The following is a 24,290-nucleotide window of genomic DNA, read 5'->3' as shown; positions in this document are numbered from 1 at the left end:
GCACAAATGACCACATGTCAAAGGGGATACGATCATGAAAACGAACACACGCTTTATCAAGTCTGTTGTTGCCGCCGCCGCCAAAGAAACAACGCAAATGCCTTGGGCACGTGGTGCGCGCCGCGCCGCCTTTATCGCGTCACGCGATGTGCCTCAACCGGTACGCAAGAGCGCCTAATTTCCGCCACGGGGATAGGCAGTACGCCGCCCAAGGGGCAGCCTGATCAAGGTTTGGCCCGTCGGCTGAAAGGCCAAATTTAGTTTAACGCCAAAGGACGGCACCACACGCAATTGCGTTGGGCCGGTGCACGAGAACTGCATCATTCATGCATGCTTCTCGACCTGCGTATCCGCGCAGGCTTGAACCATGTGATGCCCGACTAGAAAGTAATACAATGATGCAGAACACCATGTCGTCCTCAATCGTATCTAAACCAATTTCGCTGTCTAATGACATCAGCGCGCGAGGCTATTATACTTCTTATCTATCAAAAGGGCCGAAAATGCAGACCAACCAGCCAAGCCGAAGCTACGAGATCGTTGCAAAGCGCGCCGATGGAACTGTGTTTATCGGTCAAAATCGCGCCCCTACCCTGCCGGTTTTCGAAAACGCCTTTGCGGCCTTTGCCCATGGATCGCCTGTCCTCACCACCGAAGGCGAAATCGCCGTAGAAGACCTGCACCCCGGTGACATGATCGTAAAAAGCGATGGCACTTCTTCGCCGCTGATCTGGATCGGCTCCAGCTCATTCGTGCCCGCCGACACCGGCCAACGCACCCCCTTGGTGCGCGTTATGGCTGACAGTCTTGGCGTCGGACGCCCCACAGGCTTCGTCACCTTTGGACCTTCGGCACGGATTTTACATACCCCACTGAACATGCGCGGCGAAGGTTCGGAAAAAGAGATACTTACACCGGTGCGCGATCTGGTGGACGGCGTGAATATCATCGCCATTTCACCGCCAACACCGGTTCGCCTGTACCACCTCTGTCTTGATGAACACGCAACCATCACCGTAGGCGGGCTGTCCGTTGAAACATTCCACCCCGGAATAGATTTCCTGCGTGACGTTCCCATACGTCACCGAGACCAGTTCTTGGGAATGTTCCCACATATCCGGAGCGAAGTTGATTTTGGCGCTTTGTGCCACCCGCGCGCGCCGGACCCATCCGACATGGCGATGTCCGCCTAAAAGCGCGCCCTGCCTTAAGCGCTTGTGCTTAATCTGTCTTCCAACACATCAAAGGGCACGCCGGGTTCATCCTTGGCTGGCCGAATGACAAGGCTGGTTTTCACACTGGCAACATTGGGTGTGGTCAGCAATCGCCCCGTCAGAAAGCTTTGAAAGGTCGACAGGTCCGGCGCAACACATTTAAGGATGAAATCCACTTCGCCATTAAGCATGTGGCATTCTCGGACCAGCGGCCACCCGCGGCATTTTTCCTCGAACGTCGTCAGATCTGATTCGGCTTGGCTGGCAAGGCCGACCATCGCAAAGACCTGTACTTCAAAGCCCAGATCACGTGCATTCACATCCGCATGATAGCCACGGATATATCCGCTTTCCTCAAGTGTGCGCACACGCCGCAAGCAAGGAGGCGCAGAAATGCCGACACGTTTCGCAAGCTCAACGTTGGTCATACGACCATCCGCCTGCAATTCGGCTAAAATTTTCCGGTCAATCGGATCCAGCCGCGTCCCTGCCATAAAACCCCCAGTTTATTTCCGATTGTTATAACACCCCCGCTGTGGGGCGCAATATTCTTTCGCCAGCACGCAACAATATGATTCTGGTGCCTTTCGCGCTTGTCGTCGCATCGCCCGGAAATAGCAAACAGCTACCCAGCTTGGTGTATTCATGGGGTTTAAGGCGCTCCTTGGCATCGCTATATTGGCTTAACAAATAGGATCACTTAATTCAGGGGGCTGACCATGGCCGAGACTCGCAAAACCAAGCTTTTGATTATCGGCTCCGGCCCTGCGGGTTACACCGCTGGCGTTTATGGAAGTCGCGCCATGTTGAACCCCATCCTTGTTCAGGGCATTGAACCGGGCGGGCAGCTCACCACCACAACTGAGGTCGAAAACTGGCCCGGCGACGCCGAGGTACAAGGCCCCGATCTGATGGTCCGCATGCAAGAACACGCAGCGGCGATGGGCACCGAGATTATCGGCGATATTATCAACGATCTTGATCTGTCTAGCCGCCCGTTCCACGCCAAGGGCGACAGCGGCACCACCTATATTGCCGATGCTGTGATCCTTGCCACGGGCGCGCGGGCGAAGTGGCTGGGCCTTGAAACCGAAGAAAAGTTCAAAGGTTTTGGCGTATCGGCCTGCGCCACCTGCGATGGTTTTTTCTATCGCAACCAAGAGATCGTGGTGATCGGTGGCGGCAACACCGCTGTTGAAGAAGCGCTGTTTTTGACAAACTTCGCCTCGAAAGTGACGCTGATCCACCGCCGCGATGAACTGCGCGCCGAGAAAATCCTGATTGACCGTCTTGAGAAGAACCCGAAAATCGTTCCGATGTGGTTTCACGAGCTTGACGAAGTGTACGGCACCGACATGCCGCTGGGTGTCGAAGGCGTGAAGGTCAAGAATGTCAAAACCGGCGAGATTACAGACATCCCGGCCAAAGGCGTGTTTGTCGCCATTGGTCACGCGCCCGCGAATGAGCTGGTCAAAGACGTTCTGGAAACCCACATGGGCGGCTATGTCGTTACCAAGCCCGACAGCACCGAAACCTCGATCCCCGGAGTTTTCGCCGCGGGCGATCTGACCGACCATAAATACCGGCAGGCTGTGACCAGCGCGGGGATGGGCTGTATGGCGGCGCTCGAGGCGGAGCGCTTTCTGGCGGAGGTCGGCGATGATGAAGGTAAAGACACATCACTGCCGTTGGGATACGGTGCCGAAGTCAAAGAGAGCGTCTAACTTTCGGCTTGGTGATAGTTTGTTGGGAAAGAATTGCTATTTCCTAACAAAAATCGCGTCATTGTCCGTAATTCTCAGCAAACAGGACGCAAGCCTTGATTAGCCCAAACACACCGGTCTAAACCCCGGCAAAACCTCCATTTGTACTGATATATTGCGAGATAGCCATGCAGACGTCGAACCTAGCACCGATCCCCGAACTTTATGTTTCTTACGATTCGGCGCAAAAGCTGAAGGTGGAAGCAGGCGAGCTGGTCAGCCACGATCTGACCCCGCGCCAGATTTGCGACCTTGAACTGCTGATGAACGGCGGGTTCAACCCGCTCAAGGGGTTCTTGACAGAAGAAGATTATAACGGCGTTGTCGAAAACATGCGTCTGGCGGACGGGTCACTGTGGCCCATGCCAATCAATCTGGATGTCTCTGACAAATTCGCCGAAGGGCTTGAGATTGGCCAAGACATCGCCCTGCGCGATCAAGAAGGTGTTATTCTTGCGATCATGACCGTCACCGACCGTTGGACGCCGAATAAGGCGGTAGAGGCGGAAAGAGTCTTTGGTGCCGATGACAGCGCCCACCCGGCGGTAAACTATCTGCATAACACCGCTGGCAACGTCTATCTGGGTGGTCCGATCACGGGCATCCAGCAGCCCGTTCACTATGATTTCAAGGCACGTCGCGACACGCCGAACGAATTGCGCACCTATTTCCGCAAGATGGGTTGGCGCAAGGTTGTAGCCTTCCAAACCCGTAACCCACTGCACCGTGCGCACCAGGAACTGACCTTTCGCGCCGCCCGTGAAGCCCAGGCAAACCTGCTGATCCACCCCGTTGTTGGCCTGACCAAACCCGGCGATGTTGATCACTTTACCCGCGTGCGTTGCTACGAGGCCGTGTTGAACAAATACCCCTCGGCGACCACGTCAATGAGCCTACTAAACCTGGCCATGCGCATGGCCGGCCCCCGCGAGGCGGTCTGGCACGGTCTGATCCGCAAGAACCACGGCTGCACGCATTTCATCGTGGGCCGCGATCACGCGGGCCCCGGCAACAACTCCAAAGGCGAAGATTTTTATGGCCCTTATGATGCGCAGGACTTGTTCCGCGAGCATCAAGAGGAAATGGGCATCGAAATGGTCGATTTCAAACACATGGTCTGGGTACAGGAACGCGCCCAATACGAGGCCATTGACGAGATCAAAGACAAAGATGACATCACCATCCTGAACATCTCGGGCACCGAATTGCGCCGCCGCCTGCAAGAGGGTCTTGAGATCCCCGAATGGTTCTCTTTCCCCGAGGTTGTCGAAGAGCTCCGCCGTACCCGTCCGCCGCGGAACAAGCAGGGCTTTACCGTGTTCTTCACCGGTTTCTCGGGATCGGGCAAATCCACCATCGCCAATGCCTTGATGGTCAAGCTGATGGAAATGGGCGGTCGTCCGGTCACGTTGCTGGATGGCGATATCGTGCGCAAGAACCTGTCTTCGGAACTGGGCTTTAGCAAAGAACACCGCGATTTGAACATCCGCCGCATCGGATATGTCGCTTCCGAGATCACCAAGAACGGCGGCATCGCGATCTGTGCGCCCATCGCGCCCTATGCCACCACACGTCGCGCGGTACGTGAGGATGTGGAATCCTTTGGTGCTTTCGTGGAAATTCACGTGGCCACATCGATCGAGGAATGCGAACGCCGTGACCGCAAGGGTCTGTACAAGCTGGCCCGCGAAGGCAAGATCAAGGAGTTTACCGGGATCTCAGACCCTTACGATGTCCCTGAAAACCCTGAACTGGCCGTTGAGACGGAAAATGTCGACGTCGACAACTGCGCGCACCAAGTGTTGCTCAAGCTGGAAAGCATGGGACTCATATCCAACAACTGATTTTTGGGCAGAGCAATATTTTTGAATGCCTAGGCAGGTGGGGGCCGAAGTGGAGCAAGTAAAAAGAGTACATGTGTTCACGGACGCCCCCAGCGCGTTATTTTTAAAGCAATTCCCAGGGTCATCGGACACCTTTTCAGGTCTGAAATTCACGATTGGTCTAGAGGTGCCAGACGACATCGACGCGTTGATCGTTTTTAACCGAGCGTCCTACTCAGTTCCCACAAAACTGCCCAAATCACGGACCGCTTTCATTGCCGCAGAGCCCGATGACATACATCCCTATGCAGCACGGTATCTGAACCAATATGGCACGGTCATCTCTGCTACAGAAAAGACCTTAGCGACGGAGCATTGGAAAGTAGCGCCACACTGGTATTGGTTTGCAGGCATGTCGTTTGGCGCACGAGCGCACGCGGATGCCTTGCGCGGATACGATCATTTTGCCTCAATGCCCGTGCCTCCGCAAAAGCATGACAAAATCGCGATTGTTACGTCGAACAAAGTTCATACAGAATTCCACAAAAGCCGTTTGGTGTTCCTTGAGGCCTTGATGGAGCGCATTCCAGAATATCTTGATGTCTATGGGCGTGGCTTCAAAACCATTGACGATAAAGCTGATGCGCTTTGGCCGCATAAGTACCACATCGCCCTTGAGAATTGCACCGGGCGGGACACATGGACAGAAAAAGTTGCCGACCCGTTTTTGTGTTGGTCTTTTCCGTTTTATAGCGGTTGTACAAATCTGGCTGAGTATTTCCCCGAAGACAGTTTTCTCGAGCTGGACACCACAGATCCTGACAAAGCCGCGCAGACGATTAAGACCTCGATTGAAACCGATCTTTGGTCCCGGTCGCTCCCCGCTTTGACCCAAGCACGTGAATTGATACTGGAAAAATACAATATCGCCCAACAACTGGTCAAATTGGCGCAACATCTTTTGACGCATGACGTGAAGCCAGCGGACGCCCCCCGCAGATGGATCTGGTCGGAACGTGCGCTTTGGCCCGAACCCAGTGCGCGCGGCAGCATAGGCCAATGGGCCCTGCGCAATGCAATAATGTTGTTTGACCCCGGTGCCGAGCTCAAGACCGTGGGCTTGCGCAACAGTATCGAGGCCGCAAGAAACCGCAAACGTGCACGCAAGCTGGCTGTACTGGAAGGGAAAAAGCGCGACTAGATCGCCATACACCGCATTGAGAATTCAAGGCGGCGAGTATACACGCAATTTGAACGATAACTGTTCATTGGCCTCTATGAGAAGGCGCAATACGCCTTCTCATCAATCAATCATTTCGGGCCTATGCCGTATTGATTATCCTCATCTTAGTGAACCATCACCGGTGCATAATCGTGGTCACGGGCCAAGCTAAACGCCAGCTTCCGATCACCGACCAGCGCCAATTGCTGACCCTTTGCGTCATGAACCGCGTAAAGCTGTTCAAGCCCTTCGGCCTGTTCGCGCACTTCAAGGGGCAGGTCGGACACGGCAATCGTTTTCACGTATACGGTCCGGTCCTTAAGATGCGTTTCTGTATTTTGCATTTTATTCCCCTTTTCTGATTTTAATCGTCTGAACTACTTTTTCCGGCTTCGAGCGGCTTAGATCCACATGAAGTAGGCCGTTCTCCATCAGCGCCTCGCCGATTTCGACCCCGTCAGCCAACACGAATGACCGCTGGAATTGCCGCGCCGCTATCCCGCGATGCAGGAAAACCCGGTCGTCAGGCCCGTCGGTTTGGCGGCCGCGTATCACCAATTGCCGGTCTTCGACGGTGATCGACAGATCTTCCTCGGCGAAGCCCGCAACTGCCAGCGTGATACGGTAGCTATAATCTGATGTTTGTTCGATGTTGAAAGGGGGATACCCTTCGTTTCCTGCCTTGGCAGTTCGCTCCAACACCCGTTCAAGCTGCTCGAAGCCCAACATATGCGGGTAAGAAGCTAGTGTTAATTTCGTCATAAGACACGTCCTTAAGTCAAGCGACAGTCAGTTGTTACGGCCCCTATATCGGCGACCTTCCCCCTAAATATGGGGAGCAGACGTCCATAAGCAAGGGCTATGCCAATGTTTGACTAACGCTTATGTTATAGATCCTAAGTCAAAGGAAGAATCGCCTAGCCATATGAATGCCCCAACTGACCTGTCGATGAAGAACGATGACGTCCTGCGCGTCGAGCTTGCGGTGTTCCGCCGTGAGCACCGCGATCTTGATGACGAAATCCAAGCGCTTGTTGATAAAGGCACGGCAGATGCCTTGACGCTGCAACGGCTGAAAAAGCGCAAGCTGCGGCTGAAAGATTTGATTGCCCAGATCGAAGATCGTCTTACGCCGGATATTACGGCCTGATCCGATTGCCACCCCACCTATGATGGCTATAGTACGCGCTTCTTAGGCGATCTAGCAAAGGCATATCCAATATGGAAAATCCCCCCGTCGGTATCATCATGGGTTCCCAATCCGATTGGAGCACGATGCGCGAAGCCGCAGCTTTGCTGGATGACTTGGGCATCGCCTATGAGGCCAAGATCGTATCAGCCCACCGCACGCCCGACCGGTTGTGGGACTACGGCAAAACAGCCGTAGACCGCGGATTACAGGTGATTATCGCAGGGGCTGGTGGCGCGGCGCATTTGCCCGGCATGATGGCGTCAAAAACCCGCGTGCCGGTGATCGGCGTGCCGGTCCAGACCAAAGCGTTGTCGGGCGTCGATTCGCTATACTCCATTTTGCAGATGCCGCGCGGTTTCCCCGTTGCCACCATGGCAATTGGTGCCGCAGGTGCAGCGAACGCTGCGCTGATGGCCGCTGGTATTCTGGCGCTTGGCGACGATGCGCTGGCCAAACGTCTCGAAGATTGGCGCGACGCGCTCAGCGCCTCTATCCCGCAGGAGCCTGTTGATGACTGATACCTTGGCGACCGGTGCAACCATCGGTATTTTGGGCGGCGGCCAACTGGGCCGCATGCTGTCTGTTGCGGCTGCACGTCTGGGATTTCGCACCCATATCTTTGAGCCCGGCGCGAACCCGCCTGCAGCGGATGTTGCCCACCATGTGACAACCGCAGGCTATGACGATATTGACGCGCTCAAAGCCTTCGCAAATGCCGTTGACGTTGTCACTTATGAGTTTGAGAACATCCCCACCGAAGCGTTGGATGTGATTGAAACCATCCGCACCATTCACCCCAACCGCGAGGCCTTGCGCACCAGTCAGGATCGCTTGACCGAAAAAACATTCCTTGAGGGGCTGGACCTGCGCGTTGCTCCCTTTGCCGATATCGCCAGCGCCGCTGACCTCGAGGACGCGATGCAAACCATCGGCACGCCTTCGATCCTGAAAACCCGCCGTTTTGGCTATGACGGCAAAGGCCAATCGCGACTGCTCAGCGCGGATGACGCGCCGACCGCTCTTGAGGATATGGCGGGCAGCCCTGCGGTTTTAGAAGGGTTTGTCAACTTCACCAGTGAAGTCTCGGTCATTGCGGCCCGCAGCCCTTCCGGCGAGGTTGCCTGCTTTGATCCCGGTGAAAACGTCCACCGCGATGGTATTCTTCACACGACAACTGTGCCCGCAAATCTGTCAGCCTCCCTGCGGATGGATGCGGTGTTGATGGCCGCCAAGATATTGAACGCACTTGATTACGTGGGCGTGCTGGGCGTGGAACTATTCGTGACACCCCAAGGGTTTATTGTGAATGAAATTGCCCCCCGTGTGCATAACTCAGGCCACTGGACCCAAAACGGATGCGCCATCGACCAATTCGAACAGCACATTCGTGCCATTGCGGGTTGGCCTTTGGGCGACGGCAGCCGCTATGCCGATGTGGTGATGGAAAACCTGATCGGTGACGATATGGACCGCGTGCCAGAGCTGGCGAAACAGCGCGATACAGCACTGCACCTTTATGGCAAAACCGACGTAAAAGCGGGCCGTAAAATGGGCCACGTGAATATCATCAAGCGGTAAATCGCATCGCGATATCACCAGACATATAACTGACGCGCCCGCCTGACATCGTCATGGCGACACGGCGCGTTTTTGCGTCCAGCACCACCAAATCAGCCCTTTTGCCAAGGCTCAGGTCACCGCGATCTGCCAGCCCCAAAACCCCGGCAGGCCCGGCTGAAACCAGCCGCCACGCATCCTGCAACGGCAGGACGCCGCTATCGGCCAACATGAATGCGGCACGTCTGGGCGATGGATAGTGATAGTCCGATGCCAAAGCCGAACCGATGCCCATTGTGATCAGATCGACCGCAGACACATTGCCGTTATGCGACCCGCCCCGCACCACATTGGGCGACCCCAACACCACCAGATCGCCCGCCTCTGCTGCGGCTTCGGCGGCGTCCAGTGTCTCGGGGAACTCGGCCACCTGAACGCCACGCGCACGCCATACGGCGCGGCCCTGCCCGGTGGTGTCATCATGGCTGCCCATCTGAATGCCCATAGCCGAAAGTGTACGGCACAAATCATCCAAGGCCGCAGGCACCGCGTCGCGGTTCCCGTGCAATTCCTGCATTAGCTTCAGATGTGCATCAGGGTTCCGCCCCGCCTTGAGCGCTTGGGCCACCATCCGTTTGGGTGCGCGCCCCTCGGCCAGACGCCCATGCGGCAGGTGATCATTAAAGACGATATAGGACAGCCCGTATTCCTGCATCAACGTGGGGATTTCCGCATAAAGATCCAGCATATGTGTCTCAAACCGCAACTGCCCGCGCAGGTCGGTGACCAATGCCGGGACCGTTTTGCGCATCGCATCAAAAACCTGTTTGGCGAATTCAGGCCCGCGCAGCCCGCCCTCCCAACTCACGAATTGGGCCAGCACAGCGGTCGTGATACCATTGGCCGCGAGTTCAGCCTCGGCCGCGACCATCCCTTCGGACAGTGTTTTCATTGCGCCGCGGCGCGGGGCCAAATGGCGCTCAAACCCGTCACCATGCACATCAACGATACCCGGCAGGATCATATAGCCGCTCAAATCAATCTGACGCGGCTGTGCGGCGTCCACGATCACCCCGCCCGATACCGACAAAGGACGTTCCTCAAGCCCGCTGCCGCCCAATACACGAGCCCCGATCAAATCAAGGTTCAACATCATCAACCCCCGGCAAACAGCCCCCTTCAGGACATCCAATTGAATCCAGAACCGCATCGATAAAAGTCAGCGACCGGTCAAACTTGCCCGTGTCCAGATAGATCATCGTCTGGGCGATCACCGTCGGGTTCAACATGATAAATGTATGGGTGACCGGCAGCATCAGAAAATCACGCATGCCATCGACCCGCGCGGATTTCACCGACACCTTGCCATCATCACGGCCCGGCAAGATCGACGAAAAATACGGGTTCAGGGATTGCGTACCCGCAATCACGCCCAAATCGAATGTGACCGGCGGCAAACTGCGCGGGAGAGAATTTTCCCCGGTCCCCATCTGTGCACCCGCAGGGCCGTTCATCCAATCAAAGGCCGCGATATCACCCAAGGTATCGACGACCTCGCTCCCCTGATTTGGTGGGGCCAGCATGACCACACGGCCCACCCGTGCATCGCCGACCTCGGACACCCATTGCCGCAGCAAGATACCGCCCATGGAATGGGTCACGAAATCCACCTTGTCGATGCCGCAGGCCGCAACCGCGTCGGGCAGCGTGCGGCGGGTCAACTCTTCGACCGGTGCCTCGGTCGAGGGATACCCGGGGCGTACGACTTTATATCCTTCGCTTTCCAGCGAGGCTTCCATGACGGCAAAGGATGTTTCCGTACGCGCCAACCCATGCAAGAGCACAACACAGCGTCCCTCGCCGGCCCGCGCCAGGTCGGATTGCGCAGAGGCGCAACCGCTGAACCCGAAGATCAGAATAAAGAGGACAAGTACGTTTTTCATCTCTGTGCAGATAGACTGAAATTCCTGTATGTGAAATGCTTTGACCGCAGCGATAACGGAAAGAGCGTGAAATGGCGAAAAATGGCCCGCGTTTGGCGGTAAGAGCCGTCATAGTGCATGATCACCGCTTGCTTTTGGTTAATGCCTATCCGCGCGGCACAAGCGATCTGATGTGCGCCCCCGGCGGCGGGGTCGAGGTGGGGGCGTCCCTACCCGACAATCTCACCCGTGAGGTGTTTGAGGAAACGGGTCTGCGGATCGCTGTGGGCGCGCCTTGTCTGGTAAATGAATTTCACGACCCAACCCGCGGGTTTCATCAGGTCGATTTCTATTTCCGCTGCACCGTGATCGGATCAACCCAAGTCGACCCCGCATGGCAAGATGTTGAAAACATTGTCTCGGACCGGCGTTGGGTCACAAAAAGCGAGATGGCGCAGCTGAGGGTGAAACCCGACAGCTTGATCGACGTTGCATTCGGCGATACCCCGATCAGCTACGACCCGCTTGAGCTGATCGTGCGCTGACTGCCAGCCCAATTCCCCCAAGGACAAGCACCGTTGCCACGATCACCTTGATCCCCACAGGTTCGGCCAGAATTGCGGCACCCGCGAGTATGGCAATGACCGGCACCGACAGTTGCACAACCGCCGCCGTGGATTGCATCAGCTTTGGCAAGACTGCGTACCACAAGGCATAACCCAGCCCCGATGTCACCGCCCCGCACAGGATGCCGACAACAAGGCCTGTGGGCGTGTTAAACACCGGTTGCACCAACATCAGCAGCGCCACCATCGGCGTGCAGATCAGGAAATTGCCTGCGGTGTTTGCCAGCGGATCGGCAGAGCCTTTGCCGATGATTGTATACGCAGCCCAGCCCAAACCCGCCGCGATCATCAGCACCGCGCCAAGCGGATCGACCTGCACAGCGGCACTGGGCCACAGAACCAGCACCAAGCCAGCAAAAGCGACAGCGGCCCCGATCATCTTGCGCAGCGTTGGCGCGACACCGAACAATGCGCCATGGGCGAACATCGCAATTTGCACCACGCCAAACAGGATCAGCGCCCCCAGCCCCGTATCCAATGTCAGATAAGCCAAGGAAAACCCGATGATGTACACCGCCAAGGTCAGCGCACCAAAGCAGCGCTGACGGTTGAAAACCTGCACGCGTCCGCCGCGTAGCAGCAGAATAAGACATAGCATGACGGCCCCAGACGCGACCCGGACCACAGCAAAACCAGCGGGGTCAATATACCCGCCTGCAATGGCAAAACGCGTCAGGACAGAGTTCGCAGCAAAGGCGATCATCACAAGGGCGGTCAAAAGGAAAATACGCATGATGTCTGCTTAGGCCAGCCGCGCGGGACGCGCCAACGAAAAAGATGCGCATCACAAGATCAAGCTCCTTCCCAGAGGTGTTAACGATCGTGACCAAATCGGGAGCGATCATCACAAGGGCGAATGTCCGGTTTGAGCCCATTTTACCGGATGCTGCACAACGCACGAATGTCAGCAATGCGTTCCAGTTACTAACGCTGAGGCTGAAAGTCTTTGCTTGCGAGCAACGCAGCTGCGCCGATCATAAGCGTGCCGCAAATCTTGTTCACCAAGCCGAAGGAAAACCGCCTTAGTGCCGTTGCCGCTCGGACTCCAAGCCAGCCCCAGACCAGCAAAATTGCTCCGTCTACGACAAGGTAAGTGACACCTAAGATCAGAAGCTGGGGCAGCACAGGCAATGTCGGGTCGATGAACTGAGGAAAGAGCGCTCCGAAAAAAACGACAGCAAAAGGGTTTGCCATCGACGTCACAAAGCCCTGACGAAACAACCGAAACGATTGGCCAGATTCAGCGGCGGCGACGTCATCTGTTTGATCTTTTGAGAGAATAAGCTGAACGCCAATCCATACCAAATAGGCCACCCCGAGCCATTTGATCCAAATGAACGCGTTCGCTGACGTCGCGATGATTGCAGCAAGACCGAAAGCTGCACCGGTCATTTGCAAGCTGTTGGCAGTCAGGTCTCCGGCAATGGTGTAGGCGCTCCGCTTCAGCCCATGTCTGACGCTGTTCGAAATGATGAGAAGCTGACTGGTGTCCGGCGGTGTTGCGAAGAAAACCGCAACCGCTGCCAGATAGATCAAATACGTTTCCATCGCCATCATCGCATTCCTTCAGTTGCGCAACAGCAAGCTAAGGCCTTGAGAGCAAAATGGTCAAACCCTCATTGCGGCCATTCGCACACAGTCCTTGGACGGCAGCTTCGTCCGCGTAGGCGACATCCGAAACTATTAAACCGCCCCCTTAGATTTATGCAAAGGCATCGTCTATACAGAAACATACTGCGGTCGGGGTTAATCGTGGGCCCTCTACACATATGATAAGGGGCGGATCAAACGATGCGCCCCTTAATTCTGTCAGCGAAGAGTTCGTAAACTCTACGGCGTGATTTACATCATGCCGCCCATGCCGCCCATGCCACCCATATCGGGCATGCCGCCGCCTGCTGCGCCGCCGTCTTTCGACGGACGATCAGCGACCATGGCTTCTGTTGTGATCAACAGACCTGCAACGGATGCTGCGTCTTGCAACGCGGTGCGGACAACTTTGGCAGGGTCGATAACGCCGAATTTGAACATGTCGCCATATTCTTCGGATTGGGCGTTAAAGCCGAACTTCAGGTCGTCGCTTTCGCGGATTTTGCCGGCCACTACGGAACCGTCAACACCAGCGTTTTCAGCGATCTGACGCAGCGGTGCTTCCAGTGCCTTGCGCACGATGGAAATACCGACGTTCTGGTCAGCGTTGTCGCCTGTCAGACCTTCAAGCTTTTTACCAGCTTGAACCAGAGCAACACCACCACCAACAACGATGCCTTCTTGAACAGCGGCACGTGTCGCGTTCAATGCATCGTCAACGCGGTCTTTGCGCTCTTTCACTTCGATTTCGGACATGCCGCCAACGCGGATCACAGCAACACCGCCGGCCAGTTTGGCAACGCGCTCTTGCAGCTTTTCACGGTCGTAATCGGAAGTAGTTTCTTCGATCTGGTTACGGATCTGAGCAACACGTGCTTCGATCTCGGCCTTTTCGCCAGCGCCATCAACGATTGTTGTTTCGTCTTTGGTGATGGTTACTTTCTTGGCGGAACCCAGCATGTCCATTGTAACGGACTCAAGCTTCATGCCCAGATCTTCGGAGATCACTTGACCGCCTGTCAGGATTGCAAGGTCTTGCAACATGGCTTTGCGACGATCGCCGAAACCAGGTGCTTTGACCGCTGCGATTTTCAGACCGCCGCGCAGTTTGTTCACAACGAGTGTTGCCAGCGCTTCGCCTTCAACATCTTCCGAGATGATCAACAGCGGCTTTTGCGACTGGATGACCTGCTCGAGCAGAGGAACCATTGGCTGCAGCGACGAAAGTTTCTTTTCGTGCAACAGGATGATCGCATCTTCCAGCTCGACAGTCATTTTGTCGGAGTTGGTGACGAAGTAAGGGGACAGGTAACCGCGGTCGAACTGCATGCCTTCAACAACATCGGTTTCTGTTTCCAGACCTTTGTTCTCTTCGACAGTGATAACGCCTTCGTTGCCAACTTTTTGCATCGCGTCAGCGATTTGACGACCGATTTCCGATTCGCCGTTGGCCGAGATGGTACCGACTTGAGCAACTTCGTCGCTGTCATTGACAGGGCGCGCTGCTGCTTTGATCGCTTCGACGACAGTGGTGGTCGCCATGTCGATGCCGCGCTTGAGGTCCATCGGGTTCATGCCAGCGGCAACCGATTTCATGCCTTCTTTAACGATGGCTTGGGCCAGAACGGTTGCGGTTGTTGTACCGTCACCCGCTTCGTCGTTGGTCCGGGAAGCAACTTCCTTAACCATCTGTGCGCCCATGTTTTCGAACTTGTCTTCCAGTTCGATTTCCTTGGCAACCGATACACCGTCTTTGGTGATGCGCGGCGCGCCGAAGGATTTGTCCAGCACAACGTTACGGCCTTTTGGACCCAGTGTGACTTTGACGGCATCAGCCAGGATGTTCACACCCTTAAGCATCTTGTTACGGGCGTCGGTCCCGAATTTTACGTCCTTAGCAGACATAGTGTCTTCTCCTAAATTCTTGTTTTGATGTCAGCGTCATGTGAAGGGTCAGAAATGACCCGTCTGCCCTGGAATCAGGACAGGATCCCCATGATGTCGCTTTCTTTCATCATCAGAAGCTCTTCACCGTCGAGCGTGACTTCGGTACCGGACCATTTTCCGAACAGAACTTTGTCACCGGCTTTTACAGCCATCTCGATCAGTTCACCGCTGTCTTTGCGTGCGCCTTCGCCGCAAGCAACGATTTCGCCTTCAGCAGGCTTTTCTTTTGCGGAATCAGGGATGATCAAGCCACCCTTGGTTTTTTCTTCGCTTTCGGTGCGACGCACCAACACGCGGTCGTGAAGCGGTTTTAATGCCATCTTTCAGCTCCTTAAGGCTCAAAGTTATTCTCCCAAGCCACGTTCCCCCGTTCGGAGAAGCGGCCATTAGCACTCAGTATCCTGGAGTGCTAATGAGGTTTAGCTAAGGATGTCCCCTGTCCTAGTCAACCATTGTGTTGTGAAAAATTGTAACAGACCGGATTGGGCGGCAAATATCAGCTGGACCCCAGAACGCGACCGCTGGTCTTAACTGCCTCTGCCCCTTCGGGTGATATACCGTAGATGCCTTTTTCGACTTTTTCGAACCAGCCGTAGTGATTGTCGCGCATCATGACGGTCGCCCGCTTCACCTCGGTCTCGCGGGCCACATCGGCCCCTTTGCTGGCACCTACCTCGAACAAGTATATCGCCAGCTTCAACGCGTCTTGGCGATATGCGGTAATCAACCCGACGCGCGTTTGTCCGCCGTCATTCGGATCGCCCTGACGTCGCGCAAATTCCCGCAACAACGATGCCTTGCGTTTGGTATTCTTGCGCGGTGCATAAGGCCCCGGATCGCAATGCACCGACACCAGCCCATCCGACAACCGCACTGTCATCAGCCCAAGCCCCAATCGCCGCGCCAACACGGTATTGGCCTTGACCGCTTTGTAGAACGGCTTGCCGGGTTTATGCGCGACGGCCAGATACACATCGTCGCTGACCTTGAGCCGCTCAACACATTGATGAAACAGCGCCAGCGAAAACACCAGCTTCAGCTCTACCACCACGGGCGGTTCTTCCCCGCGGATCGCCACTACATCGGCGGCACCAACCTCGGCTTTCACCACATAGCCCTGATCCTCAAGAAAGGACTTCACGGGCGGATAGAGGTCAGTTTCGCGCGGGGTGCTCATGACGTTATTGCTATCAGTATTCCATTGGCGCTGAGAACCCCCTAGGCTGATATCGTGACGCGCGACGAAATGAACCAGTTTTGCAACGCCCTGCCCCACAGCACTCATGTCGTGCAATGGGGCAATGCGGATGTCTACAAGATCGGCGGCAAAGTGTTCGCCGTGGTCGGCATGGGCAATAGTGGTGCCACGGTAAGCTTCAAGGCCAGTGAAATGGCGTTTGAAATCCTGTCCGACAGCCCCGGTATGCGGCCCGCGCCCTATCTTGCATCGCGTGGCCTGAAATGGCTGCAGTATTACACGCCCGAAGGGCTTAGTGATGCCAGCCTGCGTGACCACATCAAAGCGTCGTATGATATCGTCGCCCAAGGTCTCACCAAAAAGAAGCGCGCCGAATTGGGGTTGTAGCCACGCGCGTCACCAGATGGTGACAAAGGCCGCACTCCGCCCTATAAGGCGCGAAAATCCAACCCTCCCCTTTGCAGGACACCGCATATGACAACGCTCGTTTTTGGCCATAAATCCCCCGACACCGACAGCACCGGCAGCCCGATCATCTGGGCGTGGTATCTAAACGAGGTCGCAGGCGTCGATGCCGCACCTGCCCTACTGGGCGAACCGAACACCGAAGCGCTGTTCATGCTGGACCACTGGAAGCTGGAAAAACCACAGATCATTTCGGGCGTCGAAGCCGACCAGCCCGTCGTGATCGTTGACACCAACAACCCCGCCGAATTGCCAGACAACATCAACGATGCGGACATCAAGGCGATCATCGACCACCACAAACTGGTGGGCGGACTTGAGACCAAAGGCCCGATCAGCATCACGATGGAGCCGGTCGCCTGTACCGCAACGATCATGTATAAATTGATCGGCGATCATATCGCGCAGATGCCCACAAACATCAAAGGCGCGATGCTGACCTGCATCCTGTCCGACACGCTGGAATTCCGCAGCCCGACCACGACGCAGGAAGACACTGTAATCGCCCATGCGCTGGCCAAGGATCTGGGCATCGACATTGCAGAATACGCCGCACAGATGTTTGCCGCGAAATCCGACGTCTCGTCGTTTTCCGAGGCTGAATTGCTGCGCATGGACAGCAAAGAATACGAAGTCGGCGGCAAGCAGTTCCGCGTTTCGGTTCTGGAAACCACATCGCCCGCAACAGTACTGGACCGCAAGGATGCGTTGATGGCGGCAATGCCCGGCGTGGCGACCCAAGACAGTGCCGATCAGGTGCTGTTGTTCGTGGTCGATATCCTGAACGAAGAAGCCACAATGTTGATCCCGAACGATCTGACAAAATCTGTGGCCGAGAAAAGCTTTGGCGCGACAGTCACCGGCGACACGGTCGTTCTGCCCGGCATCATGAGCCGCAAAAAGCAGATCATCCCGAACCTCAAGGTCTGACATCAAAGACCTTCTAACGATCTAAATGCAAAAGGCCCCTTCGGATCGAAGGGGCCTTTTGTTTATCTGAATGCGGGTAAGTCGCTTCAATTAGACCTTGAGAGGCGTATCACTACGGGTCCATGCGAGGGGTTTAAACACCTCGTCGACGGGCGTTTGCGCAACGTGGTTGACGTAGTTCGACATGGTTTTCTGCGCCATCCCCAGAATGACGTCCAGCACCGCTCGGTGGCCATAGCCGGCATCAAAAAATGCCTGCATCTGCGCATCCGTCACATTGCCACGTTCACGGAACATCTGAACCGTAAACGTGCGCAGCGCCTCAAGCTTGGGCGTGGGCAGTGGCGTTTCATTGCGCAGCGCCTCGGAAATCTCCTCGGACACTTTCATCGTTTTTGCGATGCCGGTGTGGGCGGGCACACAATAATGGCATTCATTCTCGACGTTGATCGCCTGCCAGACAACGGTCAGTTCCTCGGCATCGAAATCGGTTTCGGTGAACAGCTTGTGCAGCACCTGATACCCTTCATAGGCTTGGGGGCTTTCGGCCAGAATCTTGTGCAGACCCGGCAAACGGCCGAACGCTTTTTGCGATTTCTCCAAGAGCGGTTTGGACGCTTCGGGGGCGGAATCAAGATCGTGAGAAGGGAAAGTCATCAGTCGGAATCCTTTAAATTATGTCGGGTATGTTCATTTAGGCTTTATTGAGCGATCACTCAAGTATATAATTGAGTGATCATTCAAAATCAGGTGAAGTGATGCCGCGCAAACCAAACTACGACCGCAACGAGTTAATCGACCGCGCCCGCGATTTGTTTTGGCAGCGTGGTTGGGCCGGCACGTCCCTTAAGGACCTGGAAGCGTCACTGAAAATGAAACCAGGCAGCTTTTACGCGGCGTTCGGGTCAAAGGATGCCCTGTTCGCGCTGGCCCTGAATAAATATGCCGCAGACGGGACGGAGCGGCTGAAACAACTCGCCACAGAACACGGCCCCCTTGAGGCTCTGAAACGTTTTCCAACCATGGCAATCGGCAACGAAAAAGCCCCCGCCAAGGCCTGTATGCTGTCCAAAACCCTGCTTGAGCTTCAGGCGCATCGTCACCCTCTCGCCCAAGAGGCAGACCAGCATTTGCAAAATATGGAACAGCTGTTCGCCCAGCTTTTCGCGCAAGCCCAAGCAGCTGGCGACATTAGCGCGGCACATGATCCGCGCAGTTTGGCGCGCAGATATCAATCGGACGTGCTGGGGTTGCGCGTGTCTGCGGAACGTGACGGCGTGGACGCCCATGCCATTGCGGCCGAGATCGCCAACAATCTGGCGACACTCTAGCCCCAAGTTCCACACATCTTGTTGCCCCACCTTTGTATGTGTGCTTTCTGCGGTGAAAATGCATTGCAGAACGGAACGCCCCAATGACCCAGATCATTAACAATCTCTTTGAAATCTCGGACCGGTACGAGGCGCTTTTTGTGGATCTGTGGGGCTGCGTCCATGACGGCGTCAAGGCGCTGCCAGATGCTGTGGCGGCGCTCCAGGCCTATCGCAAGGGCGGCGGCAAGGTGATTTTGGTCACAAACTCCCCCCGGCCTCGCGCCAGTGTGGAAAAACAAATGACCGAGTTCGGTGTTCCCCATGATGCGTGGGATGACATCGCCACCTCGGGGGATTCTGCGCGGGCGGCAATGTACCGGGGCACCGTGGGCAACAATATCTGGCACCTTGGCCCGCCAAATTTCAAACATTTCTTTGACCCGATCGCCATTCTGGAAAACCCCGTCACAATTAACAAAGTCGCGCTTGAAGACGCTGAAGGGATTGTCTGCACGGGGCCATTCGACCCCCTGCAAGACCCCAGCGTGCTGCGCCCCCAGCTGTTACTGGCCAAACAGAAAGGCCTGAAACTGCTTTGCGCCAACCCTGACATTGTCGTGGACCGGGGCGATGTCCGCGAATGGTGCGCCGGTGCGGTCGCGGCGTTGTATACCGAGATGGGCGGCGAGAGCCTGTATTTCGGAAAACCCCACCCGCCCATCTATGATCTGGCGCGGCGCAGGCTGTTTACTGTGGCAGGCGATATTTCCGACAAGGATATTCTGGCCATCGGCGATGGTGCCCAAACCGACGTGAAAGGAGCGATGGGCGAAGATATCGATTCGCTTTTCATCTCGGGCGGGTTGGCTGCGCAAGAGACGAAAACCACGACCCAGCCCGATCCCGATGCATTGAACCGCTATCTGGAAAAGGAAATGTCATCGCCGACATATACGATCGGGCACCTGCGCTGAGCCATTTTCTGCTTGCATTTCTGCGCCTGCAAAGTAATTAAGTGTCTCAAACGCCCATGGGCGCGTCACTTTATTACCCGAAGGGTGTAGAATGTTGGATAACCTTCCGCGCGGAACGATCTGTATTGAAGACATCGAAATGGGCATGTCCCGCTACCTGCAAAAGGTGGTGACGGACGAAGACATCGAAATGTTCGCGCAGATCTCTACCGACCGGAACCCGGTGCATCTGGATGACGACTATGCCCAAGACACGATTTTTGAGGGGCGTATTGCCCACGGAATGCTGACCGCCGGCCTGATCTCGGCCGTGATTGGTGAACAACTGCCCGGTCATGGCACAGTCTACATGGGCCAGTCGCTCAAGTTTCTGGCCCCCGTGCGCCCCGGTGACATGGTCTATGCCGAAGTCAAAGTGATCGACATTGATGTCGCCAAACGCCGGGTCAAGCTGGACTGTCATTGCGCGGTCGAGGGCAAGAAAGTGTTGGTTGGCGAAGCAACCGTTCTGGCACCCTCGCGTAAATTCGACTGATCGCGGTGTCGACCATATATCGGTGGTTTGACTAATTCTGCACCGGGTGGGGGCCAGCCCCCACACCCCCGGGATATTTTTGAGCCAGAGAAGCAGGGCCGCCGCTTGTCAGTCAGGTCAGACGGGGCTACGACCTTGGCCATGGATATCATTCGAGATTATCAATTTGTGAGCGCGTCTGATCGCGGGGCCACCGCGGCGATCGGGAACTTTGATGGCGTGCATCTGGGGCATCGGTCCGTCATTGACCTTGCCAGAAATGCCCTGCCCGATGCCCCCTTGGGCGTTGTCACGTTTGAGCCGCACCCCCGCGAGTTTTTTGCCGCCTCTGCCCCGCCGTTTCGCCTGATGGGTGCCGAAGCGCGGGCGCATCAACTGGAAAAGATTGGGGTGAAAAAGCTGTACGAATTGCAATTCGATGCCGCCTTGTCGGCGCTAAGCCCCCGCGGCTTTGCTAAGGATGTTTTGGTCGATGGATTGGGTTTGCGCCATGTGGTGGTTGGCGCAGATTTTTGCTTTGGCAAGAAACGTGCAGGCACCGCCGAGATGCTGCGTGATTTCGGGACCGAGATGGGGTTTGGCGTGACCATAGCCCCGTTGATGGCCAAGGGCGAAAGCACGGTATCATCAACCGCGATCCGCGCTGCATTGTCGGCAGGCAAGCCCCGTGAGGCCGCTGCCATGCTGGGACATTGGCACCGCGTTGAGGGCCCGATCTTGCACGGTGAGAAGCGGGGGCGCGAATTAGGCTATCCCACGGCAAACATGTCAATCGACGGGCTGCACCCGCCTGCCTTTGGGGTCTATGCGGTGTTGGTAGATGTGCTCGAAGGGCCGCAGGCCGGGCGTTATCACGGTGTCGCCAGCCTTGGGGTGCGTCCGATGTTCGGCGAGAACAAAGCAAATCTTGAGACGTTCATTTTTGATTTCACGGGCGATTTATATGGCAAGCATGTATCCGTCGCCTTGATTGAGCATCTGCGCGGCGAGGAAAAGTTTGACGGGCTTGATACGCTGATCACACAGATGGATTCCGACAGCGCCCAGGCACGTGCCATTCTGGCTGCACTATGACCGATCCGATTGCGGCCAAGGGCTTGGCGAAACGGTTTTGGGAGAAGAAACCCCTTGCCCAGATGTCCCCTGCCGAATGGGAAGCCCTGTGTGATGGCTGCGGAAAATGCTGCCTCAACAAGCTTGAGGACGAGGACACACAAGAAGTCGCCTTGACCCGCGTGGCCTGCCGGTTGCTGGACGATGCCACCTGTCGCTGCACCCATTATGAAAACCGCCATCAATTTGTACCCGATTGCATCGTGCTTAAGCCTGAAAATCTGGACACCCATGCCTATTGGATGCCGCTGACCTGCGCCTATCGCCTGCTGTGGCAGGGTAAACCGCTGTATGATTGGCATCCGCTGATTTCCGGCGATCCGGACAGCGTGCATACCGCCGGTATTTCGGTGCAATATGGCACCGTTTCAGAATTCGATACCCCGTTCGAGGAATGGGAAGATCATATCATTGAGGAGCCGACCTGATGTTTTTTGCCTCTGACAACGCAGGCCCCGTTCACCCCCAGATCATGGCGCGGTTGACCCAAGCCAACGAGGGGCACGCGATGCCCTATGGCAAGGATGCGATTATGGACGAGGTGCGCGATGCCATTCGCACCGCGTTCGAGGCCCCTCAGGCTGAGGTATATCTGGTCGCCACTGGCACGGCGGCTAATGCGCTGGCGCTGGCCTGCTATGCCAAACCGTGGCAGACGATATTTTGTTCGACCACCTCTCACATTAACGAAGACGAATGCAACGCGCCGGAGTTCTATGCCGGCGCGGCCAAGCTGACCGTGATCGAAACCGACGACATGATGACGCCAGACGCCTTGCGCCGCGCCATTGAAAAGCACCCCGACGGCAATGTGCATGGCGCGCAGCGCGGGCCGGTGTCGATCACCCAAGTCACCGAGCGCGGGTCGGTGCACACCTTGGACGAGATCCGCGCGCTGACGACCGTGGCGAAAGGCTATGACCTGCCCGTGCATCTGGATGGGGCACGTTTTGCCAACGCGCTGGTGGCATTGGGGTGCACCCCGGCCGAGATGACATGGAAAGCTGGCGTTGATGTGGTGAGCTTTGGCGGCACCAAGAACGGCTGCATGGGGGTCGAAGCAGTTGTGTTTTTTGACCCAACCAAAGCGTGGGAGTTCGAATTACGCCGCAAGCGCGGGGCCCATCTGTTTTCCAAGCACCGTTATCTATCGGCGCAAATGGCGGGATATATGCAGGATGATCTGTGGATGACGATGGCACAGCAGGCCAATGACAGCGCGGCGCATCTTGTCGCTGGGTTGCGCGCGGCGGGGGCAGCGTTTTTGCATCAGCCAGATGCCAATATGATTTTCGCCAGCTGGCCACGCCGCATTCACCAAAAGCTGCATGACGCCGGTGCCAAATACTACATCTGGAACGGATCGCTTGAGGGCGATGACCCTGAAGAATTGCTTGGGGCGCGGCTGGTCTGCGACTGGTCAATCGGGAAACCTGCGATCGACCAGTTTCTTTCGCATTTCTAACCGCTAGGTTTCCGCCAGAAGCGCCCGGATTTCATCAGCAACTGCCACCGGATGCGTCAGCGGGGCCATGTGCCCTGCCCCTGCGATGGTGCGGCAGGTGACGTTTGGCAACCGCTTGGCCAGCGATTCATTGATTGCAAAGGCCATATCGCCCGAGGTCGCGCCATCCATCAGCAGCACCGGCATGATCGCGCGCTCAAACATCCCGGGCTGTAACAAACCCGCGCTATCGTCGCGCAAAAACGGCTGACTGGCCGGCACATAATGGATGCGGTCCGCCATATACTGGCGCAGCTTTTCGGGGGTCTTTTCCCAGCCACTGCCATCGCCCCAGCCGGTATTGAAAATGCGTGCGGCCTCCATGGTGTCGCCACTCTCGTAGGCGACGTTGAAGGCGGCGCTGTTGCGATCTGCGGCGCGCACCCGGTCAGGATCATCGATCAGGGCAGCGGCAAAATAGACCGGTTCAAACATGGTCAAGCTGCGCACCAGTTCGGGGCTTTCTATTGCCAGACGCATACCCACGGTCGCCCCGAAAGAATGGCCGATAATATCCATCGGCTCGGTCAGCAAGGCACGGGCCATATCGGTCGCCACATCATGCACATTGCCCTGCCCGTCCCAGTCGCCCGATTTCCCATGCGAGGGCAGATCGTAGGCCAGCAGGGTCAAATCGTCGGACAAAGCCTCGGCCACGCCGCGCCACGCGCCGGAATGGGCCAGCGTACAATGAATTGCCAATGCGCGACGGGGACCATGCCCAAAGCTGCGCGAAAAAGTCTTAAGCGTCACAAACGGCCATCCAAACACATTTCAAGATCTTCCAGCCGGTCTTGGCCCCAAAACTTTTGACCATCATCTAGAATATAGAACGGCGCACCGAACACACCCTTTTCAACGGCCTCTTCTAGGTTTCGGGCATAGGTGTCGGCCCCTTGCAGCAACCCTTTGTCTGCGACTGCGGGGTCAAATCCCGCCTTGGCAAGGCAGTCGCGCACCACGTCGTCTTGGGCGATGTCGCGGTCCTCGACCCAAACGGCTTGCATGATCAACTGGCACAGCTTGCCAACATCGCCGCCACCCTCGTTTTGCGCGGCGATAATCGCATAGGACGACGGGGCACCATTTGTCGGCCAAAACGCCGGTTTCAGATTGAATGGCATGCCCAGTTTCTTGGCCTGACGGGGCAATTCAATCGCGCGGTATTCCTGCCGGCTGGGGTGCCGGTCTTTGGGCGGTTGCCCCCCCGTCCGCCCGAAACCCGTAATCAGATCAAACGGCTTATAGGTGATCGTCGCACTATGCTTTAACGCGATTTCCTCCAGCCGATTTCCCGCCAAATAGGCATATGGCGAAAGAGTCGCAAAAAAATAGTCTATATGGGGCATTAAGGTCTCCGATCCAGTCCCGGGTAGCTTTGCCAGACCGTAAGGTCATGTTA

At 56.3% G+C, this 24,290-nt stretch carries 30 protein-coding genes; 17 read left to right on the top strand and 13 right to left on the bottom strand.

Translation table 11 applies throughout. The features are described from left to right. Positions 1 to 34: 34 nt before the first annotated feature. Positions 35 to 178: a hypothetical protein gene (locus BM347_RS17540; RefSeq protein WP_175498513.1), complete on the top strand. Its 144-nt coding sequence runs from the start codon at positions 35 to 37 to the stop codon at positions 176 to 178. A 325-nt stretch (positions 179 to 503) separates the two neighbouring features. Next, positions 504 to 1,193 carry a Hint domain-containing protein gene (locus tag BM347_RS06100; RefSeq protein ID WP_093915568.1) on the top strand — a complete coding sequence of 230 codons (690 nt, stop codon included), beginning with the start codon at positions 504 to 506 and terminating at the stop codon, positions 1,191 to 1,193. A 14-nt stretch (positions 1,194 to 1,207) separates the two neighbouring features. Here the strand turns inward: BM347_RS06100 and BM347_RS06095 are convergent, their stop codons facing one another. Further along, positions 1,208 to 1,708 carry an Lrp/AsnC family transcriptional regulator gene (locus tag BM347_RS06095; RefSeq protein ID WP_093915567.1) on the bottom strand — a complete coding sequence of 167 codons (501 nt, stop codon included), beginning with the start codon at positions 1,706 to 1,708 and terminating at the stop codon, positions 1,208 to 1,210. Between the two features lie 225 nt (positions 1,709 to 1,933). Between BM347_RS06095 and trxB the strand changes: the two genes are divergently transcribed. The 3 genes from trxB to BM347_RS06080 all read left to right on the top strand — a co-directional run bounded on the left by trxB (position 1,934) and on the right by BM347_RS06080 (position 6,001). Then, positions 1,934 to 2,938 (top strand): thioredoxin-disulfide reductase, encoded by a 1,005-nt coding sequence (gene trxB, locus BM347_RS06090; protein ID WP_093915566.1) that lies wholly within the window; start codon positions 1,934 to 1,936, stop codon positions 2,936 to 2,938. Between the two features lie 167 nt (positions 2,939 to 3,105). Beyond that, positions 3,106 to 4,821 carry a bifunctional sulfate adenylyltransferase/adenylylsulfate kinase gene (locus tag BM347_RS06085; RefSeq protein ID WP_093915565.1) on the top strand — a complete coding sequence of 572 codons (1,716 nt, stop codon included), beginning with the start codon at positions 3,106 to 3,108 and terminating at the stop codon, positions 4,819 to 4,821. A gap of 391 nt (positions 4,822 to 5,212) precedes the next feature. After that, positions 5,213 to 6,001: a glycosyltransferase family 10 domain-containing protein gene (locus tag BM347_RS06080; RefSeq protein WP_217644015.1), complete on the top strand. Its 789-nt coding sequence runs from the start codon at positions 5,213 to 5,215 to the stop codon at positions 5,999 to 6,001. A gap of 146 nt (positions 6,002 to 6,147) precedes the next feature. Here BM347_RS06080 and BM347_RS06075 read toward each other — a convergent pair whose 3' ends face one another. Together BM347_RS06075 and BM347_RS06070 are read right to left on the bottom strand one after the other, a co-directional pair. Further along, entirely contained in the window at positions 6,148 to 6,366 is a 219-nt protein-coding gene (locus tag BM347_RS06075) for a DUF1150 family protein (RefSeq protein WP_093915563.1), read from the bottom strand. Position 6,367: 1 nt separating this feature from the next. Further along, positions 6,368 to 6,784, bottom strand: coding sequence for an Hsp20 family protein (locus tag BM347_RS06070; protein WP_093915562.1), 417 nt, complete (start codon positions 6,782 to 6,784; stop codon positions 6,368 to 6,370). A gap of 163 nt (positions 6,785 to 6,947) precedes the next feature. Between BM347_RS06070 and BM347_RS06065 the strand changes: the two genes are divergently transcribed. From BM347_RS06065 to BM347_RS06055, 3 genes are all read left to right on the top strand, one after another. Beyond that, positions 6,948 to 7,172, top strand: a complete 225-nt coding sequence (locus BM347_RS06065; RefSeq protein ID WP_093915561.1) for a YdcH family protein — start codon at positions 6,948 to 6,950, stop codon at positions 7,170 to 7,172. Between the two features lie 71 nt (positions 7,173 to 7,243). Further along, on the top strand, positions 7,244 to 7,732 hold the full coding sequence (gene purE, locus BM347_RS06060; protein ID WP_175498511.1) for a 5-(carboxyamino)imidazole ribonucleotide mutase: 489 nt from the start codon (positions 7,244 to 7,246) through the stop codon (positions 7,730 to 7,732). Beyond that, positions 7,725 to 8,792, top strand: coding sequence for a 5-(carboxyamino)imidazole ribonucleotide synthase (locus BM347_RS06055; RefSeq protein ID WP_093915560.1), 1,068 nt, complete (start codon positions 7,725 to 7,727; stop codon positions 8,790 to 8,792). The genes purE and BM347_RS06055 overlap by 8 nt, the downstream gene beginning before the upstream one ends. Here BM347_RS06055 and BM347_RS06050 read toward each other — a convergent pair. Both BM347_RS06050 and BM347_RS06045 read right to left on the bottom strand, forming a co-directional pair. After that, positions 8,782 to 9,924, bottom strand: coding sequence for an alpha-D-ribose 1-methylphosphonate 5-triphosphate diphosphatase (locus BM347_RS06050; RefSeq protein ID WP_093916055.1), 1,143 nt, complete (start codon positions 9,922 to 9,924; stop codon positions 8,782 to 8,784). The two genes, BM347_RS06055 and BM347_RS06050, sit on opposite strands and share 11 nt — an antisense overlap. Continuing rightward, complete coding sequence (locus tag BM347_RS06045) at positions 9,911 to 10,714, bottom strand: esterase/lipase family protein (RefSeq protein ID WP_093915559.1); 804 nt, start codon at positions 10,712 to 10,714, stop codon at positions 9,911 to 9,913. The genes BM347_RS06050 and BM347_RS06045 overlap by 14 nt, the downstream gene beginning before the upstream one ends. Positions 10,715 to 10,785: 71 nt before the next feature. Here BM347_RS06045 and BM347_RS06040 point away from each other — a divergent pair, with 71 nt between their 5' ends. Next, on the top strand, positions 10,786 to 11,238 hold the full coding sequence (locus BM347_RS06040) for an NUDIX domain-containing protein (RefSeq protein WP_093915558.1): 453 nt from the start codon (positions 10,786 to 10,788) through the stop codon (positions 11,236 to 11,238). Here the strand turns inward: BM347_RS06040 and BM347_RS06035 are convergent. The 5 genes from BM347_RS06035 to BM347_RS06015 all read right to left on the bottom strand — a co-directional run bounded on the left by BM347_RS06035 (position 11,204) and on the right by BM347_RS06015 (position 16,033). Next, positions 11,204 to 12,052: a DMT family transporter gene (locus tag BM347_RS06035; protein ID WP_093915557.1), complete on the bottom strand. Its 849-nt coding sequence runs from the start codon at positions 12,050 to 12,052 to the stop codon at positions 11,204 to 11,206. The genes BM347_RS06040 and BM347_RS06035 overlap by 35 nt on opposite strands. A gap of 191 nt (positions 12,053 to 12,243) precedes the next feature. Continuing rightward, on the bottom strand, positions 12,244 to 12,873 hold the full coding sequence (locus tag BM347_RS06030; RefSeq protein ID WP_175498510.1) for a LysE family translocator: 630 nt from the start codon (positions 12,871 to 12,873) through the stop codon (positions 12,244 to 12,246). A gap of 288 nt (positions 12,874 to 13,161) precedes the next feature. Next, on the bottom strand, positions 13,162 to 14,814 hold the full coding sequence (groL, locus tag BM347_RS06025; protein WP_093915556.1) for a chaperonin GroEL: 1,653 nt from the start codon (positions 14,812 to 14,814) through the stop codon (positions 13,162 to 13,164). A gap of 74 nt (positions 14,815 to 14,888) precedes the next feature. Next, entirely contained in the window at positions 14,889 to 15,176 is a 288-nt protein-coding gene (locus BM347_RS06020) for a co-chaperone GroES (RefSeq protein WP_093915555.1), read from the bottom strand. A 176-nt stretch (positions 15,177 to 15,352) separates the two neighbouring features. Further along, positions 15,353 to 16,033, bottom strand: a complete 681-nt coding sequence (locus BM347_RS06015; protein ID WP_093915554.1) for a DUF2161 domain-containing phosphodiesterase — start codon at positions 16,031 to 16,033, stop codon at positions 15,353 to 15,355. A gap of 54 nt (positions 16,034 to 16,087) precedes the next feature. On the opposite strand from BM347_RS06015, the gene BM347_RS06010 reads away from it, so the two are divergent. Next, complete coding sequence (locus BM347_RS06010; RefSeq protein WP_093915553.1) at positions 16,088 to 16,441, top strand: MmcQ/YjbR family DNA-binding protein; 354 nt, start codon at positions 16,088 to 16,090, stop codon at positions 16,439 to 16,441. Positions 16,442 to 16,528: 87 nt separating this feature from the next. Next, the gene (locus BM347_RS06005; RefSeq protein WP_093915552.1) at positions 16,529 to 17,449 is read left to right on the top strand and encodes a manganese-dependent inorganic pyrophosphatase; all 921 of its coding nucleotides are present in this window, start codon (positions 16,529 to 16,531) and stop codon (positions 17,447 to 17,449) included. Positions 17,450 to 17,539: 90 nt separating this feature from the next. Here BM347_RS06005 and BM347_RS06000 read toward each other — a convergent pair whose 3' ends face one another. Next, entirely contained in the window at positions 17,540 to 18,106 is a 567-nt protein-coding gene (locus BM347_RS06000; RefSeq protein WP_093915551.1) for a carboxymuconolactone decarboxylase family protein, read from the bottom strand. A gap of 101 nt (positions 18,107 to 18,207) precedes the next feature. Here BM347_RS06000 and BM347_RS05995 point away from each other — a divergent pair, with 101 nt between their 5' ends. The 6 genes from BM347_RS05995 (at position 18,208) to BM347_RS05970 (ending at position 22,849) form a co-directional block, all read left to right on the top strand. Then, positions 18,208 to 18,780, top strand: coding sequence for a TetR/AcrR family transcriptional regulator (locus tag BM347_RS05995; protein WP_093915550.1), 573 nt, complete (start codon positions 18,208 to 18,210; stop codon positions 18,778 to 18,780). An 83-nt stretch (positions 18,781 to 18,863) separates the two neighbouring features. Next, entirely contained in the window at positions 18,864 to 19,736 is an 873-nt protein-coding gene (locus tag BM347_RS05990) for a TIGR01459 family HAD-type hydrolase (protein ID WP_093915549.1), read from the top strand. Between the two features lie 91 nt (positions 19,737 to 19,827). Continuing rightward, positions 19,828 to 20,271, top strand: a complete 444-nt coding sequence (locus BM347_RS05985; RefSeq protein WP_093915548.1) for a MaoC family dehydratase — start codon at positions 19,828 to 19,830, stop codon at positions 20,269 to 20,271. Between the two features lie 141 nt (positions 20,272 to 20,412). Then, a complete protein-coding gene (locus tag BM347_RS05980) occupies positions 20,413 to 21,345 on the top strand; it encodes a bifunctional riboflavin kinase/FAD synthetase (RefSeq protein ID WP_093915547.1) in 933 nt (310 codons plus the stop codon). Next, positions 21,342 to 21,812: a YcgN family cysteine cluster protein gene (locus BM347_RS05975; RefSeq protein WP_093915546.1), complete on the top strand. Its 471-nt coding sequence runs from the start codon at positions 21,342 to 21,344 to the stop codon at positions 21,810 to 21,812. Before BM347_RS05980 ends, BM347_RS05975 begins: the two co-directional genes overlap by 4 nt. Next, entirely contained in the window at positions 21,812 to 22,849 is a 1,038-nt protein-coding gene (locus BM347_RS05970; protein ID WP_093915545.1) for a threonine aldolase family protein, read from the top strand. Before BM347_RS05975 ends, BM347_RS05970 begins: the two co-directional genes overlap by 1 nt. 3 nt (positions 22,850 to 22,852) lie before the next feature. On the opposite strand, the gene BM347_RS05965 is transcribed toward BM347_RS05970, so the two are convergent. Continuing rightward, on the bottom strand, positions 22,853 to 23,641 hold the full coding sequence (locus tag BM347_RS05965; protein ID WP_093916053.1) for an alpha/beta fold hydrolase: 789 nt from the start codon (positions 23,639 to 23,641) through the stop codon (positions 22,853 to 22,855). Continuing rightward, a complete protein-coding gene (locus tag BM347_RS05960) occupies positions 23,638 to 24,237 on the bottom strand; it encodes a 2-hydroxychromene-2-carboxylate isomerase (protein WP_093915544.1) in 600 nt (199 codons plus the stop codon). Before BM347_RS05960 ends, BM347_RS05965 begins: the two co-directional genes overlap by 4 nt. Positions 24,238 to 24,290 lie beyond the last annotated feature (53 nt).

Origin of the sequence: Sulfitobacter marinus, assembly GCF_900116285.1 — a bacterium.
Lineage (GTDB): Bacteria > Pseudomonadota > Alphaproteobacteria > Rhodobacterales > Rhodobacteraceae > Sulfitobacter > Sulfitobacter marinus.
The sequence above is the reverse complement of the archived record's forward strand: the minus strand, read 5'-3'. Positions and strand labels throughout refer to the sequence as shown.

Bases quoted from the DNA above. Each gene is read 5' to 3' on its own strand.
- BM347_RS17540 (WP_175498513.1), top strand. From the start codon at position 35: ATGAAAACGAACACACGCTTTATCAAGTCTGTTGTTGCCGCCGCCGCC.
- BM347_RS06100 (WP_093915568.1), top strand. From the start codon at position 504: ATGCAGACCAACCAGCCAAGCCGAAGCTACGAGATCGTTGCAAAGCGC.
- BM347_RS06095 (WP_093915567.1), bottom strand. From the start codon at position 1,708: ATGGCAGGGACGCGGCTGGATCCGATTGACCGGAAAATTTTAGCCGAA.
- trxB (WP_093915566.1), top strand. From the start codon at position 1,934: ATGGCCGAGACTCGCAAAACCAAGCTTTTGATTATCGGCTCCGGCCCT.
- BM347_RS06085 (WP_093915565.1), top strand. From the start codon at position 3,106: ATGCAGACGTCGAACCTAGCACCGATCCCCGAACTTTATGTTTCTTAC.
- BM347_RS06080 (WP_217644015.1), top strand. From the start codon at position 5,213: ATGTCGTTTGGCGCACGAGCGCACGCGGATGCCTTGCGCGGATACGAT.
- BM347_RS06075 (WP_093915563.1), bottom strand. From the start codon at position 6,366: ATGCAAAATACAGAAACGCATCTTAAGGACCGGACCGTATACGTGAAA.
- BM347_RS06070 (WP_093915562.1), bottom strand. From the start codon at position 6,784: ATGACGAAATTAACACTAGCTTCTTACCCGCATATGTTGGGCTTCGAG.
- BM347_RS06065 (WP_093915561.1), top strand. From the start codon at position 6,948: ATGAATGCCCCAACTGACCTGTCGATGAAGAACGATGACGTCCTGCGC.
- purE (WP_175498511.1), top strand. From the start codon at position 7,244: ATGGAAAATCCCCCCGTCGGTATCATCATGGGTTCCCAATCCGATTGG.
- BM347_RS06055 (WP_093915560.1), top strand. From the start codon at position 7,725: ATGACTGATACCTTGGCGACCGGTGCAACCATCGGTATTTTGGGCGGC.
- BM347_RS06050 (WP_093916055.1), bottom strand. From the start codon at position 9,924: ATGTTGAACCTTGATTTGATCGGGGCTCGTGTATTGGGCGGCAGCGGG.
- BM347_RS06045 (WP_093915559.1), bottom strand. From the start codon at position 10,714: ATGAAAAACGTACTTGTCCTCTTTATTCTGATCTTCGGGTTCAGCGGT.
- BM347_RS06040 (WP_093915558.1), top strand. From the start codon at position 10,786: ATGGCGAAAAATGGCCCGCGTTTGGCGGTAAGAGCCGTCATAGTGCAT.
- BM347_RS06035 (WP_093915557.1), bottom strand. From the start codon at position 12,052: ATGCGTATTTTCCTTTTGACCGCCCTTGTGATGATCGCCTTTGCTGCG.
- BM347_RS06030 (WP_175498510.1), bottom strand. From the start codon at position 12,873: ATGGCGATGGAAACGTATTTGATCTATCTGGCAGCGGTTGCGGTTTTC.
- groL (WP_093915556.1), bottom strand. From the start codon at position 14,814: ATGTCTGCTAAGGACGTAAAATTCGGGACCGACGCCCGTAACAAGATG.
- BM347_RS06020 (WP_093915555.1), bottom strand. From the start codon at position 15,176: ATGGCATTAAAACCGCTTCACGACCGCGTGTTGGTGCGTCGCACCGAA.
- BM347_RS06015 (WP_093915554.1), bottom strand. From the start codon at position 16,033: ATGAGCACCCCGCGCGAAACTGACCTCTATCCGCCCGTGAAGTCCTTT.
- BM347_RS06005 (WP_093915552.1), top strand. From the start codon at position 16,529: ATGACAACGCTCGTTTTTGGCCATAAATCCCCCGACACCGACAGCACC.
- BM347_RS06000 (WP_093915551.1), bottom strand. From the start codon at position 18,106: ATGACTTTCCCTTCTCACGATCTTGATTCCGCCCCCGAAGCGTCCAAA.
- BM347_RS05995 (WP_093915550.1), top strand. From the start codon at position 18,208: ATGCCGCGCAAACCAAACTACGACCGCAACGAGTTAATCGACCGCGCC.
- BM347_RS05990 (WP_093915549.1), top strand. From the start codon at position 18,864: ATGACCCAGATCATTAACAATCTCTTTGAAATCTCGGACCGGTACGAG.
- BM347_RS05985 (WP_093915548.1), top strand. From the start codon at position 19,828: ATGTTGGATAACCTTCCGCGCGGAACGATCTGTATTGAAGACATCGAA.
- BM347_RS05980 (WP_093915547.1), top strand. From the start codon at position 20,413: ATGGATATCATTCGAGATTATCAATTTGTGAGCGCGTCTGATCGCGGG.
- BM347_RS05975 (WP_093915546.1), top strand. From the start codon at position 21,342: ATGACCGATCCGATTGCGGCCAAGGGCTTGGCGAAACGGTTTTGGGAG.
- BM347_RS05970 (WP_093915545.1), top strand. From the start codon at position 21,812: ATGTTTTTTGCCTCTGACAACGCAGGCCCCGTTCACCCCCAGATCATG.
- BM347_RS05960 (WP_093915544.1), bottom strand. From the start codon at position 24,237: ATGCCCCATATAGACTATTTTTTTGCGACTCTTTCGCCATATGCCTAT.